The 13,922-nt window shown below is 29.0% G+C and carries 13 protein-coding genes and 1 tRNA gene; 9 read left to right on the forward strand and 5 right to left on the reverse strand.

Annotated features, from left to right (window positions below; genetic code table 11):
• Positions 1 to 28 precede the first annotated feature (28 nt).
• The 8 genes from R3X25_RS06975 to R3X25_RS07010 all read left to right on the forward strand — a co-directional run bounded on the left by R3X25_RS06975 (position 29) and on the right by R3X25_RS07010 (position 9,902).
• A complete protein-coding gene (locus tag R3X25_RS06975) occupies positions 29 to 655 on the forward strand; it encodes a cell division protein FtsQ (protein ID WP_317673216.1) in 627 nt (208 codons plus the stop codon).
• Positions 656 to 658: 3 nt separating this feature from the next.
• On the forward strand, positions 659 to 1,993 hold the full coding sequence (gene ftsA, locus R3X25_RS06980) for a cell division protein FtsA (protein ID WP_317673218.1): 1,335 nt from the start codon (positions 659 to 661) through the stop codon (positions 1,991 to 1,993).
• Between the two features lie 36 nt (positions 1,994 to 2,029).
• Positions 2,030 to 4,024, forward strand: coding sequence for a cell division protein FtsZ (gene ftsZ, locus R3X25_RS06985; protein WP_317673220.1), 1,995 nt, complete (start codon positions 2,030 to 2,032; stop codon positions 4,022 to 4,024).
• A 124-nt stretch (positions 4,025 to 4,148) separates the two neighbouring features.
• Positions 4,149 to 4,598, forward strand: coding sequence for a GatB/YqeY domain-containing protein (locus tag R3X25_RS06990; RefSeq protein WP_317673222.1), 450 nt, complete (start codon positions 4,149 to 4,151; stop codon positions 4,596 to 4,598).
• A gap of 10 nt (positions 4,599 to 4,608) precedes the next feature.
• A tRNA-Arg gene (locus R3X25_RS06995) sits at positions 4,609 to 4,682 on the forward strand.
• Positions 4,683 to 4,734: 52 nt separating this feature from the next.
• Positions 4,735 to 5,502 carry a zinc-dependent peptidase gene (locus tag R3X25_RS07000; RefSeq protein ID WP_317673224.1) on the forward strand — a complete coding sequence of 256 codons (768 nt, stop codon included), beginning with the start codon at positions 4,735 to 4,737 and terminating at the stop codon, positions 5,500 to 5,502.
• A gap of 474 nt (positions 5,503 to 5,976) precedes the next feature.
• Positions 5,977 to 7,512, forward strand: a complete 1,536-nt coding sequence (locus R3X25_RS07005) for a bifunctional GNAT family N-acetyltransferase/carbon-nitrogen hydrolase family protein (protein WP_317673226.1) — start codon at positions 5,977 to 5,979, stop codon at positions 7,510 to 7,512.
• 212 nt (positions 7,513 to 7,724) lie between these two features.
• Entirely contained in the window at positions 7,725 to 9,902 is a 2,178-nt protein-coding gene (locus R3X25_RS07010; protein WP_317673228.1) for an amino acid permease, read from the forward strand.
• Positions 9,903 to 9,913: 11 nt separating this feature from the next.
• On the opposite strand, the gene R3X25_RS07015 is transcribed toward R3X25_RS07010, so the two are convergent.
• Genes R3X25_RS07015 through modA form a run of 4 tightly spaced genes read right to left on the reverse strand, consistent with a single transcriptional unit; the run spans position 9,914 to position 12,629 of the window.
• Positions 9,914 to 10,789: a sulfate/molybdate ABC transporter ATP-binding protein gene (locus R3X25_RS07015; RefSeq protein WP_317673230.1), complete on the reverse strand. Its 876-nt coding sequence runs from the start codon at positions 10,787 to 10,789 to the stop codon at positions 9,914 to 9,916.
• Entirely contained in the window at positions 10,789 to 11,457 is a 669-nt protein-coding gene (gene modB / locus R3X25_RS07020; RefSeq protein WP_411556571.1) for a molybdate ABC transporter permease subunit, read from the reverse strand. Before modB ends, R3X25_RS07015 begins: the two co-directional genes overlap by 1 nt.
• On the reverse strand, positions 11,457 to 11,855 hold the full coding sequence (locus R3X25_RS07025) for a molybdopterin-binding protein (protein WP_317673234.1): 399 nt from the start codon (positions 11,853 to 11,855) through the stop codon (positions 11,457 to 11,459). The genes modB and R3X25_RS07025 overlap by 1 nt, the downstream gene beginning before the upstream one ends.
• Positions 11,856 to 12,629, reverse strand: a complete 774-nt coding sequence (gene modA, locus R3X25_RS07030) for a molybdate ABC transporter substrate-binding protein (RefSeq protein ID WP_317673236.1) — start codon at positions 12,627 to 12,629, stop codon at positions 11,856 to 11,858.
• Positions 12,630 to 12,753: 124 nt separating this feature from the next.
• Here modA and R3X25_RS07035 point away from each other — a divergent pair, with 124 nt between their 5' ends.
• Complete coding sequence (locus R3X25_RS07035; RefSeq protein WP_317673238.1) at positions 12,754 to 13,203, forward strand: CBS domain-containing protein; 450 nt, start codon at positions 12,754 to 12,756, stop codon at positions 13,201 to 13,203.
• Here the strand turns inward: R3X25_RS07035 and rpe are convergent.
• Complete coding sequence (rpe, locus tag R3X25_RS07040) at positions 13,200 to 13,859, reverse strand: ribulose-phosphate 3-epimerase (protein ID WP_317673240.1); 660 nt, start codon at positions 13,857 to 13,859, stop codon at positions 13,200 to 13,202. The two genes, R3X25_RS07035 and rpe, sit on opposite strands and share 4 nt — an antisense overlap.
• Positions 13,860 to 13,922: the final 63 nt, after the last annotated feature.

Genomic DNA, 13,922 nt, shown 5'->3' on the forward strand with positions numbered 1-13,922 from the left:
TTCGAATAACAAGAACGAGCGTAAAAAAGTGAAAGATATTCAAGTGAATTTTGAAGAAGGAGAGCTCTTATTTATGGATTATCAAATGGTTAATAAGTTGTTAATACAAAATGAACAATCGGTTAAAAATAAAGCAAAATCTGTTATAGATTTACATTTGTTGGAATCGAACATTTTAGCACATCCTATGGTAGAAAATGCTTCGGTATATTTAACGGTTGATGGTTTGTTGAAAGCTAGCGTAAAACAGCGAATTCCTATTGCAAGAGTTTTTACAAATAATAAAAGCTATTATATTGATAGGCAGGCAAAAATAATGCCTTTGTCTCATAAGCATTCAGCAAGAGTTATAGTAGTTTCGGGCGAAGTTTCAGAAAAAAATACTGCTGAAGTTTTTGAGTTAGTTTCAACTATTTTAGAAGATAATTTTTTAAAAAAACAAATAGTTGGTATTCAGCGTTCTAAACAAAATGAATATGTGTTGAACACTAGAGTTGGAGAACAAAAAATAATTTTAGGTAGTTTGGATAATTTAAATTCAAAATTTAAAGATCTAAAATCGTTTTATTCAAAAGCAATGCTAGATAGTACATTGAATAAATACACAACAATAAATTTAAAATACAACCATCAGGTTGTGTGCACAAAAAAGTAGAGTATGGAACAGAATGATATTTCAGTAGGATTAGATATAGGAACAACAAAAATTGTTGCTATGATTGGTCGTAGAAATGATTATGGAAAAATTGAACTACTTGGAACAGGAAAAGCCAAGAGTTTAGGTGTGCACCGAGGTGTAGTTAATAATATTACGCAAACAATTCAATCTATACAAATGGCTGTAGATGAAGCTATTGCAGTTTCTGGAATTAAAATAGATTCAGCAGTAGTTGGTATTGCTGGCCAACATATTAGAAGTTTACAACATAGCGATTATATTACGCGTCCAAATTCCGAAGAAGTAATTAGTGACGATGATTTAGATAAACTAGAAAAGCAAGTTTATAAGTTGGTAATGTTACCAGGAGAAGAAATTATTCATGTGTTACCACAAGAATTTAAAGTTGACGGACAAGCTGAAATTACGGAGCCTGTTGGTATGTATGGTGGAAGATTAGAAGCTAATTTTCATGTAGTTGTAGGTCAAGTTTCATCCATTAGAAATATTGGGCGTTGTATTAAAAGCGCTGGATTAGATTTAGCAGGAATTACTTTAGAACCATTAGCATCAGCTGAAGCAGTTTTAAGTAATGAAGAAAAAGAAGCTGGTGTAGCATTAATTGATATAGGAGGTGGAACAACAGATTTAGCAATTTTTAAAAATGGAATTATTCGTCATACTGCAGTTATACCATTTGGGGGAAATGTAATTACAGAAGACATAAAAGAAGGTTGTTCTATTATTGAAAAACAAGCAGAATTATTAAAGGTAAAATTTGGTTCAGCTTGGCCAGGTGAAAATAAAGATAATGAAATAGTTTCTATTCCAGGTTTAAGAGGAAGAGATCCAAAAGAAATAACATTAAAAAATTTATCAAAAATTATTCACGCTCGTGTAGTAGAAATTATTGAGCAAGTTTTTGCAGAAATTAAAAATTATGGTCACGAAGAGCCAAAGAAAAAACTAATAGCTGGTATAGTTTTAACAGGTGGTGGAGCTCAATTAAAACATATAAAACAATTAGTTGAATATATTACCGGAATGGATACCAGAATTGGTTATCCTAACGAAAATTTAGCTGGAGATTCTGATGAAAGTATTTCAAGTCCACAATATGCAACTGCCGTTGGTCTATTAATGAATGGATTAAGTAAAATTGATAAAGAAAAAGCAAGACTTCAAACTATAGAAGTTAAAGAAATTCTTGATAATAATAATGAAGAAGAGACTAAAGTAGTTGAGGAAGAAGTTGAAGAACCAAAAGAGCCTAAACGAACCATTTTTGAAAAATGGGGAGATAAACTAAAAGATTTTTTAGATAACGCAGAATAGAAAAAAAAGAAAAAGAATTATAATAAGTTCCATATTATGAGCAGTACAGAATTTAGTAGTATAGCATTCGATTTACCAAAAAATCAATCAAACGTAATCAAAGTAGTTGGTGTTGGTGGTGGAGGTAGTAACGCCGTAAACCACATGTATTCACAAGGAATTAACGGAGTTGATTTTGTAGTCTGTAATACCGATGCACAAGCATTACAAAATAGTCCAATTCCAACTAAAATTCAATTAGGAGTTTCCCTAACCGAAGGTTTAGGTGCAGGAGCAAACCCTGAAGTTGGTCAATCAGCAGCTGAAGAAAGCTATGAAGAAATTAAATCCATGTTAGGTAGTAATACTAAAATGGTATTTCTAACTGTTGGAATGGGTGGAGGAACTGGAACTGGGGCTGCGCCAGTTATTGCTAGAGCTGCTCGTGAATTAGATTTGTTAACTATTGGTATTGTAACAATTCCTTTTTCTTTTGAAGGAAAAATGCGAAACGAACAAGCTCAAAATGGAATTGAAAAATTACGGGAATATGTAGATTCTTTAGTAGTTATAAATAATAATAAATTACGTGAAGTTTATGGAAATCTAGGGTTTAAAGCCGGATTCTCAAAAGCAGATGAAGTGTTATCTACAGCTGCTCGTGGTATAGCTGAAGTAATTACACACCATTACACACAAAATATAGATTTAAAAGATGCTAAAACGGTACTTTCTAATAGTGGAACTGCTATTATGGGATCAGCAACAGCAACTGGGGTAAATCGTTCTGAAGAAGCAATTTCAAAAGCATTAGATTCTCCATTATTAAATGATAATAAAATTACTGGAGCTAAAAATGTATTGTTATTAATTGTTTCAGGAGCAGAAGAAATTACAATTGATGAAATTGGAGAAATTAACGATTTTATTCAATCTGAAGCTAAATCCAATGTAAATATAATTATGGGAGTTGGTGAAGATGAATCTTTAGGAGATGCTATTGCTGTTACAATTGTAGCAACAGGCTTTAATAAAGACCAACAACACGAAATTTCAAATACTGAAGCTAAAAAAATAATTCATACACTTGGTGGAGATGATCAAATAGCTAAAGTGGATTTAACAGAGCGTAATTCAATTGAAATAGAAGTTGCTGAACAAAAAATAATTCATTCATTAGATGATGAAATTGAGGAAACTGAAGTGGAAGCTAAAGAGGAACAAAAAATTGTTTTTGATCTAGGTGAAGATGAAGATGAAGAGGATTTTAATATTATACCTACAACAGAATTTATAAAAAACATTGATGTAGTATACGAAGAAATTTCTACAGAAGAAATTTCTGAAGAAGATTTTGTTATAACACCTATAACAGCTGAAGTTAAAGAACCTAAAGAAGAGGAAGTAAAAGAAGAGCCTCAAATAGCATTTACTTTTGATTTACCTTTAAGTGAAGTAAAAGAAGTTAAAAGCGATGTTGTAGAAGAAACTCCAGTTTCTATAAGTAAACCTGTTGAAACGGAAGTGGATTTAAACACCATTGAAGTTGTGGATCATAAGGTAATTGAATCTACTTTAGAAGAAAAAGAATCAATAAAAACTGTAGAGGAAACAAAGTATTTTTCGTTAGAAGAATATTCAGAATTGGAGGATAATTTAGTGAAAGCTAAAAAACAAGTTACGTTAGATGATGAAGAAGAAGAGTTAAAAATTACGGTAAAACCTCAATCAAAAAAACATTCTATAAATGATACTGAAGTTGTTGATTTTAAAGAAGTTTCTCCATTAGATTTAACAATTTCTGAATTAAGAGCAAAAGCAACTGAACGTAGAGAAAAATTTAAAGAATTGAATTACAAATTTCAAAACAAAGTAAATAGAAATATTGAAGAAATTGAAAAAGAACCAGCATACAAACGTATGGGAGTAGAATTAGACGAAAACACACATTCATCTGAAACTACACAATCTCGTACAACTTTAGATGTTGATGATAATAACGATATTCAATTTCGTTCAAATAATTCTTTTTTACACGATAATGTAGATTAAAATATTGCCCAAAGACGATTGCCCTTAGACTAATTTTCTAAGTTTAAACTCGAAATTCTTCAGTATAAAATGAAGAGTTTCGAGTTCTTTTTTTTTATCTTCGCATAACAAAATAGTTAGAATTATGAGTTTGCAAAAAAAGATAATGGATAAAATTAAAGAAGCAATGAAAGCTAAAGATACAGTAGCTTTACAATCGCTTCGAGCAGTAAAATCTGAAATTTTATTAGCACAAACAAAAAGTGGAGCTACAATGGATTTAACAGAAGATGAAGAGTTAAAATTATTACAAAGGTTAGTAAAGCAACGTAAAGATAGCGCTGCTGTGTATAAAGAGCAAGGAAGAGAAGATTTAGCCGCACCAGAATTAGAGCAAGTTGAAATTATAGCTCAATTTTTACCAGAGCAATTAAGTGAAGATGATATTAAAAAAGTAGTTACAGAACTTATAAATAAAGTTGGAGCAACTTCAATGAAAGATATGGGAAAAGTAATGGGAATGGCATCTAAACAATTAGCAGGTAAGGCAGATGGTAAAACAATTTCTGCAATAGTAAAACAATTATTGTCATAAAAAATAAATAGGCCTCGTGGCGCAACTGAATAGCGCACTGGATTTCGGCTCCAGCGGTTGCAGGTTTGAATCCTGCCGGGGTCACTATAACACTTAAATTAGTGAATTAAATTATTAGTTAAGTTAGAAAAAATTGGTGAGTATACTTACATTTTTAATTAATTCATTAAAAGGAATCTTTTTTGTTCATACAAATTTTTCTCAATTTGTTGTTTTTCCAAAACAGTTGGATCTAAAACAGCAGGAAATTATTTATAAACATTCACGTTTTTATAGATGCTTATCAGCGAAAGAAAAAAAAGTTTTTGAGCATAGAGTTTATCGTTTTATTGAAGAACATAATTTTGTTGGAAATAAAATTGAGATTACTTCAAAAATAAAAATATTAGTTGCAACTATGGCGGTTACCTTAACTTTTGGAATGCGTAGTTATTTATTTTCTCGTGTAAAAACTATTATTATTTATCCTAAAAGTTATTATTCAACTATTTTAAAACAATACCATAAAGGAGAAACAAATCCTAAATTACATTTAGTAGTTTTTTCTTGGATTGATTTTTTAGATGGTATAAGGAATGAAAATGATAATCTAAATTTAGCTTTACACGAATTTTCTCATGCCTTACATTTTGGTTTTTTAAATGAAAAAAGTTATTCAGCTCTCAATTTTAAGATCTATTTTAATCAAATTTTAGAATATTTAAAGAATGAGAAGAATAGAGAAAGATTATTAAAAGCTAATTATTTTCGTTCTTATGGATATGAGAATAAATATGAATTTATAGCTGTTTTAATAGAGCATTATTTTGAAACACCTAATGAATTTAAAAGTAAATTACCAAAACTTTTTTTATTAGTGAATAAAGCGTTGAATATCGATATTTTAAAAATTTACAATAGGTAATCTTAATTAATAAAACTTTATAAAAAACAAGTTTATAAGTTTTTTATTATGTGAAATATTTTTAAAAAATTTGCGAAATTAGAAAAAAAGACTTCCTTTGTATTGTTAATTATATATGTGTTTAAATGTGTGATTAGCTGAACATTATGAAAAGTGTTTTCACATTTGGGTTTTTGAAAATTAGGAAGTCATATTCAAAAACAACTTATAGAATAAGTTGCCAAAATCTAAAGCTAACTTCTATTTTACTTTATCTTATTAATAGGTTTCACTTTGCAATACCTACTAGAGAACAAATACGTATTTAATGGTCTTTTTATTATTTAAAAAATTTAAATAAAAAAGAGTTTTTAGCCTAGTAAATTAATTTTTAAATAAGGAATTAATAGAACTAAAAAGTGGTTATAAACAAAATAATAAGAATAAAATTTAGCAACAATTCCACAATTGTAACTATACAAAATAATTAAAAAAATGATTGAGAACATTGAAAATATAGAACTTCAATTTTTAACTTTAAAAGATTATAAAGAATTAAAAGCAGCAATGATTGAAGCTTATGCTAGCATGCCAGATTCCTATTGGAAAGAAGCGCATTTAAAAGCTTTAATTGAGAAGTTTCCTGAAGGGCAAGTTGTTATTAAAATTAATAATCAATTAGCTGGTTGTGCATTATCTATAGTAGTAGATTATAATAAATTTGATGAACACCATACGTATAAAGAAATTACGGGAGATTATACGTTTGAAACACACGATATAGAAGGAGATGTGCTTTATGGAATTGATGTTTTTATAAAAAAAGAATATAGAGGGTTACGTCTTGGTAGAAGATTATACGATTATAGAAAAGAATTAGCAGAAAAATTAAACTTAAGAGGTATTGCTTTTGGAGGAAGAATTCCAAATTATCACAAACACGCAGATAAATTAACGCCAAAAGAATATATAGAGAAAGTAAAACGAAAAGAAATACACGATCCTGTATTAAATTTTCAAATGTCTAACGATTTTCATCCTTCAAAAGTTTTAAAAGGTTATTTAGAAGGTGATGCAAATTCTGGAGAGTTTGCGGTATTGCTAGAATGGGATAATATTTCTTATGAAAAACCAACAAAAAAAGCCTTAACCAAGAAAAAAATAGTGCGCCTTGGATTAATTCAATGGCAAATGAGATTGTATAAAGATTTAGAAGAATTAATGCAGCAAGCCGAGTATTTTATAGATGCAGTTGCAGCTTATCGTTCTGACTTTGCGTTATTTCCTGAATTTTTCAATGCGCCATTAATGGCAGATAATAATCACTTACCAGAGTCTGAAGCAATACGTGAGTTAGCCAAATATACTCCAGAAATTGTTCAAAAATTTTCAGAACTAGCCATAACTTATAATATAAATGTAATTACAGGTAGTATGCCAGAAATTAAAGATGATCTTTTATACAACGCTGGTTATATATGTAAAAGGGATGGAACCACAGAAAGGTATGAAAAACTTCACGTTACACCAGATGAATCTAAAGTTTGGGGATTACAAGGTGGAAACGTATTAAAAACGTTTGATACTGATTGTGGGAAAATTGGTGTGCTAATTTGTTATGATTCTGAATTTCCAGAGTTAAGCAGACTTTTAGCAGATGAAGGCATGGATATTTTATTTGTTCCTTTTTTAACAGATACACAAAATGGCTATTCAAGAGTTAGAAACTGCTCACAAGCTAGAGCAATTGAAAACGAATGTTACGTGGCAATTGCAGGAAGTGTTGGTAACCTTCCAAAAGTGCATAATATGGATATACAATTTGCGCAATCTATGGTGTTTACACCTTGTGATTTTGCTTTTCCGGCAAATGGAATTAAAGCTGAAGCAACTACAAATACAGAAATGATTTTAATTGCTGACGTAGATATTAGTTTGTTAAGAGAACTAAATCAATTTGGTAGTGTTAGAAACTTAAAAGATAGAAGAAAGGATATCTTCGATTTAAAAAAAACAGTTTCTAATAAGTAATAATTTAGTTGCTTTAAAAAGAAGATTTAGAATAAGCTTATAATCTATAATTGTTAAAATAATTGTAGGTTATAAGCTTGTTTTTTTTCTAACAATAAAATTTTACTTCTAAATATAAAGATTATTAGGTATCTTTATTAAGCTAAATTCTAAAATGTTATAAAGAAGAATTGCAAAACACATATTTGTTAATCTAAAAAGGTTTTAAAAATATGACAAAAAAAACGTTTGGCACTTTTGCAGGAGTATTTACACCAACAACATTAACAATTCTTGGTGTAATTATGTATATACGTCAACCTTGGGTTGTTGGTAATGCTGGAATAGTTGGAGCACTTGGAATAGTATTATTATCAGTTGCAATAACATTAACAACAGCGTTAAGTTTATCATCAATTACTACCAATGTTCGTATTGGAACTGGAGGAGCATTTAGTATTATTTCTAAATCATTAGGGTTGGAAATAGGAGGAGCCATTGGAATTCCATTTTATATTGCTCAAGCTTTAGCGGTAGCCATGTATGTTTTTGGTTTTAGAGAAGGTTTAGTTTCAATATTACCCAATTTAAATTCTTTATTTTTAGATCTTGGTATTTTTGCTGTAGTAATGACTATTGCTTTTATAAGTACAAGTTTTGCTTTTAAAATTCAATATGTTATTCTTGGAATTATAGGTTTGTCTTTAATTTCAATTTATGGGTCGCTTTTTGTAAATGATTTAAATTACGATTTTGAATTATTTGGAAAATATCCTGGATCTATAGAAAATAATTTTAGTGGAGGTTCATTTTGGGTTGTTTTTGCTGTGTTTTTTCCTGCAGTAACAGGTGTTATGGCTGGTGCAAATATGTCGGGAGATTTAACAAGTCCTCGAGATAGTATTCCAAAGGGAACTATTTCTGCAGTACTTTTAACTACCGTTATTTATATTAGTTTAATATTTGTAGCATCACTGTTGGCAACTCCTTATGAAATGGCTTCAAATTATAATTTATTTATAGAAAAGGCATTGTTTAGTCCAATTGTATTAGCTGGTTTATTAGGAGCAACACTTTCTTCGGCATTAGGTTCGTTTATTGGAGCACCTCGAATTATGCTTGCACTTGCAGAGAAAGGAATTTTACCTAAAAGTAAAGAGCTTTCTAAAATATCAAAAAAAGGAGAACCAGTAAATTCAATGTTAATAACAGCGGTTATTGTGCTTATTGGTATATCATTACGTGATTTAAACACCATTGCGCCAATACTTACTATGTTTTTTATGATTACTTATGCTATGGTAAATATTGTTGTTCTTGTGGAACAATCATTAAGTTTACCAAGTTATAGACCAACCTTAAAAGTGCCATTAATAATTCCAGCTTTGGGAGCGTTTGGATCCATAGCAATTATGTTTGTTATTAATGTTATTGTAGCTCTTACTTCGTTAATATTAATTTTCTTGTTTTATTTTTATTTGGTGAGATTAAAATTGAAATCTGAAGCTGGTGATTCGCGAAGCGGTTTGTTTACAGCATTAGCAGAATGGGCTACAAAAAAATCGAGCGATTTAAGTCCAGAAAAAGAAGTGAGATCTTGGAGACCAGATCTTTTAATACCAATGACAATGCCAAAGGAAATTAGAAGTTCCTATAAACTTATTCATTCTATAGTTTATCCTAAAGGCTCTATTAAAATATTATCACTTATAAATGAAAATGTTGAAGAACAAAAAAATATTGAGTTATTTTTAAAAAACGCTTCACAAAAATATAAGGAAAGTGGTATATCTGTTTCTTATGCTTTTATAGAAAATAAAGAGTTAAATACTACTATTAATATTAGTATGCAATCTTTAAATGCGGCATTTTTTAAACCAAATATTATTTTTGTAAGTGTAGACACCGGTAATGTTAACGTAGATTATTTTAATACGTTGATAGCAGATGTTAAAAAAAATAATTTTGGAATGATTATTTACATTCCTTTTTCAACTGCAAGTTTAGCTATAGAAAAAAATATTAACTTATGGTTGACTAATATTCCAACCAATTGGAAAGAAGATTTTAATATTGGCCATAACGATTTGTCAACACTTTTATCTTTATTAATTAGTAAGAATTGGAAAGGTACAATTGATGCGCTGATTTTAGAAAACAATCCAAATTCAAAATTTTTAGAAAGCGATATTGATTATTTTAAAACAATGGTAAGGTTTCCTAATAAAACCAATATTAGTGTTAAAAAAGGTGATCTTTTAAGTAATGTAAAAAAACATAGAAATGCTGATGTAAATATATTTAGTGTTGATTCTGAAATGTCAATTTTAGATATGATTACAATAGTTAACGAATCTAGAATATCTGCTATTTTTTGTGTAGATTCTAATTTGGAAAATGTATTAGTTTAGTACGTTTAAAACTAATTTATTTTATTAATTATTGGATTAAAAGCTTTAGCCGAAACTAAAATTTTATCACCAATTGTTAATTGACTTCCTTCACTTTCATCTGCAACAATTTTTACTAAATCTTTTCCAATATGAACTGTGAGGATGTATAAAAAATCCTGTTTTTCAATATGTATAATAGTTCCCGTAAATTGAAATTTAGCATTAAACTCTTTAATATTAAAAACTTCGGTAGGTTTACCTTCACGTATTATTTTTCCATTTTCAATTTCAATAATGTGGTCACTCATTCGAAGTATTTCTGAAATATCATGGCTAATTAAAATAGTGGTTAAATTAAATTCTTGGTGAACTTGTAAAATATATTGTTGAAGTTTAAAACGTATTTCATAATCTAATGCTGAAAGTGGTTCGTCTAACATTAAAATAGATGGTTTTTTTACTAAAGCTCTAGCTAAAGCTACACGTTGTTTTTGACCTCCTGAAAGTGTTGTAGGTTTTCTATTTTGTAATTCACCTAATTCAATTAATTCAATTAGTTCCTTAACTATTTTAGTTGATTGGTTTTTTTCTAAAGCAAATTCCAAATTCTCTTTTACAGTCATATTTGGAAATAATGCATAATCTTGAAAAACAAAACCAACATTTCGTTTTTGAGGTTTTAAATTTATTTTTTCATCGCTGTTAAACCAAGTAGTTTTATTCACTAAAATTGTTCCTTTTTCAGGTTTTAATAAACCTCCAAGAATTCTTAAAATAGTAGTTTTTCCAACTCCAGATTTTCCATAAAGTGTTACTAAACTTCCTTTTTTAATGGAAGTGTTAATGTCTAGCAACATTTCGCCAGTAGCAGCAGTTAATTTTTTATGAAAGTTAAGTTCAATCATTAAAAAAATTGTTTTAAATACTTTCCATTAATTAGATACACAGCTAATAAAATACAAAAGGTAATTACAAATAAAATAATGGAATACATATTGGCATCGCTGTAATTTAAAGCTTCAACTTCATCATAAATTGCAATGGATGCAACCTTGGTTTTACCAGGTATGTTTCCACCAATCATTAAAACAACTCCAAATTCACCAATAGTATGGGCAAACGCTAACACAATACCTGTTAATAATGAAGGACGAATATTTGGTAATAGTACTTTAACTAGTGTTGTAGTTTTTGATTTTCCTAAAATAGAACTCATTTCTAATAACGAATTTGATAAATTAGAAAAACCTGCTTGTATTGGATGCACCATAAATGGTAAACTATAAATAATAGAACCAATAACTAATCCTTCAAAAGAGAATACAAATCGTAATCCAAATGTTTCGTTCAACCAGTTTCCAAATTCATTAGAAGGACTAAAAGCAACCAATAGATAAAAACCAATAACAGTTGGCGGCAACACTAAAGGCATACTAACCAAAGCTTCAACAATAGGTTTTAATTTAGATTTTGAATACGCTAACCAATATGCTAATGGAATTGAAATAAACAGTAGCAAAACAGTTGTTACAAATGCTAATTTAAAGGTTAATATTAGTGGCTCCCAATCAATCATTCAGATAGCATTATTTCGTTAGTTTTAATCATGGCGGTAACTTCTACGCCTTTTTCTAATTCTAATTGTTTAACGGCATTTGTTGTTATTATTGATGAAATTTTTCCTACGGAAGTATCAATAGTTAATTTACTTAACAACTCTTTAGATTCTACTTTTGAAATAACACCTTTAAATTTATTTCGCATACTAATTTGGTCAACATTTCCTTTGCCTATAATAACTTCGGTTTCTTTAAAAACAACTGAAATTGAATTGCCAATTTTTAAATAGCTTGCAGTTTTTGGTGTATCAATTACAATAGCTGTAATTGGTAAATGTTGCACTTTAAGATTGATTAAAGTTAAACTGCCACTTACAGTTAATTTTTCTATGGTTCCGTTTAAAATATTCATTTAGTTTGTTGAATATCCAAATTTACTTAAAATGTTCTTTCCTTCATCAGAAAGTATAAAGTTATAAAACTGTTGTGTGTGATTTTTGTTACCAGTTCCATTTTTTAGCAAAACAATTCCTTGGGAAATAGGAGTGTAGAATTCTTCATTTACTTCAATCCAATTACCTTTTCCTTTAGTTTGTGGTGCAACTACTACAGATTTAGCTGTAAAACCTATTTCTGCAGATTTTGTTGTTATAAATTGATTTGTTTGAGCAATGCTTTCTCCAAATACAAATTTGGGCTCTAATAAGCTTAAAATAGTTTTTTTCTGAAGAAGTTGATAAGTAGCTTTGCCATAAGGTGCCGTTTTTGGATTGGCAACAGCAATATGTTTTATATTTTTATTTTGAAGAATTTTAAACGATGGTTTAATGGAGTCAAATAATGTCCACAATACTAATTTTCCATAACCATAAATTACAGGTTTTGTTTTTGTAAATCCAGCATTGTATAAGTTATTTGGGTATTTCATATCTGCTGAAACAAAAATATCATAAGGTGCACCTTCTTTAATTTGTGCAGTTAATTTTCCAGATGAACTTACCATTATTTCGCAATTAATTCCAGTTTTTTGAGTGAAATTTTCAGATAATTCTTTCATGGCAAATTGCATATTTGCAGCCGTTGCAATACTTATGTAATTTTTATTTTTACTAGAGCAAGAAATAAAAAGAAACACCAAAAGAGTAATTCTAAAAAGTAAGGTTAAAAAATGATTCTTTTGAAACATTTTGAGTTGTTTTAATCTAAATTATACTGCAATATAATACCTCTTTTTTAGATTAAATGATTTAAATCATAGTAATTCAGCCACCTTTTCTCGAAATTTATAGAACACTTAAAAATAGAATACAATGAAACGTCTTGAGCCAGTATCTAAAATAATGACTAAGCAGCTTATTACGTTAAGCTTAAATGATAATTTATACAAGGCAGAACAATTATTTAAAGAGAATAATATTCGTCATATTCCAGTTTTAGAAGGTAAAAAACTTATTGGAATGTTAAGCCATTCAGATTTAGAACGTATTAGTTTTTTAGATTCTTTTGATTCAAAAGAAATTGAAATTGATAATGCAGTATATGAAATGTTTGATATTCAACAAATAATGATTAAAAATTTAGTAACAATAAATTCTAACATTAGCGTTAAATCTACCGCTGAAATATTGGCTAAAAATCAATTTCATTCTTTGCCTATTGTAGATGATAATGAGTTAGTAGGTATGGTTACCACTACAGATTTATTAAATTACCTTTTAAAACAATATGAATTAGAAGCTAAAAAAGAAGAATTAATTTAAAATTCAGCTAATTTTTTTAGTTCAGAAATAGTTTTGGTTGGATTTTTACTTTTAAAAACAAAACTACCTGCAACAAATGCATCTACACCTGCTTTTGATAGCTGTTCTATGTTTTCACTTGTAACTCCACCATCTACTTCTATTAGTGTTTTAGCATCGCAAAACTCAATAAGTGCTTTTAACTGTTCCACTTTTTTATAGGTGTTTTCTATAAAACTTTGTCCTCCAAAACCAGGATTAACACTCATTATTAAAACCAAATCAATATCGTTAATAATGTCTTCTAAAACAGCAATTGGGGTGTGTGGATTTAAGGAAACTCCAGCTTTCATTCCGGTAGCTTTTATAGCTTGTACGGTTCTGTGTAAATGTGTGCAGGCTTCATAATGTACAGTTAAAATATCTGCTCCTACGTTTTTAAAATCTTCAATATATTTATCGGGATTTACAATCATTAAATGTACATCCATTGTTTTTTTAGTATGTTGTTTCATAGCCTTAATTACAGGCATTCCAAAAGAAATATTTGGAACAAAAACACCATCCATAACATCAATATGAAACCAATCGGCTTCACTATTGTTAACCAGTTCAATTTCACTTTGAAGGTTAGCAAAATCACAGGCTAACATTGATGGAGCTATATATTTACTCATTTTAAGTTGTTTAGATTGGCAAATATAATTTAAAAAAGAAAAACGCTCGATACTTCGAGCGTT

The organism is Lutibacter sp. TH_r2, from assembly GCF_033101135.1.
Lineage (GTDB): Bacteria > Bacteroidota > Bacteroidia > Flavobacteriales > Flavobacteriaceae > Lutibacter.

Bases quoted from the DNA above. Each gene is read 5' to 3' on its own strand.
- R3X25_RS07010 (WP_317673228.1), top strand. From the start codon at position 7,725: ATGACAAAAAAAACGTTTGGCACTTTTGCAGGAGTATTTACACCAACA.
- ftsZ (WP_317673220.1), top strand. From the start codon at position 2,030: ATGAGCAGTACAGAATTTAGTAGTATAGCATTCGATTTACCAAAAAAT.
- R3X25_RS07005 (WP_317673226.1), top strand. From the start codon at position 5,977: ATGATTGAGAACATTGAAAATATAGAACTTCAATTTTTAACTTTAAAA.
- rpe (WP_317673240.1), bottom strand. From the start codon at position 13,859: ATGAGTAAATATATAGCTCCATCAATGTTAGCCTGTGATTTTGCTAAC.
- R3X25_RS07035 (WP_317673238.1), top strand. From the start codon at position 12,754: ATGAAACGTCTTGAGCCAGTATCTAAAATAATGACTAAGCAGCTTATT.
- R3X25_RS07015 (WP_317673230.1), bottom strand. From the start codon at position 10,789: ATGATTGAACTTAACTTTCATAAAAAATTAACTGCTGCTACTGGCGAA.
- R3X25_RS07025 (WP_317673234.1), bottom strand. From the start codon at position 11,855: ATGAATATTTTAAACGGAACCATAGAAAAATTAACTGTAAGTGGCAGT.
- modA (WP_317673236.1), bottom strand. From the start codon at position 12,629: ATGTTTCAAAAGAATCATTTTTTAACCTTACTTTTTAGAATTACTCTT.
- ftsA (WP_317673218.1), top strand. From the start codon at position 659: ATGGAACAGAATGATATTTCAGTAGGATTAGATATAGGAACAACAAAA.
- R3X25_RS06990 (WP_317673222.1), top strand. From the start codon at position 4,149: ATGAGTTTGCAAAAAAAGATAATGGATAAAATTAAAGAAGCAATGAAA.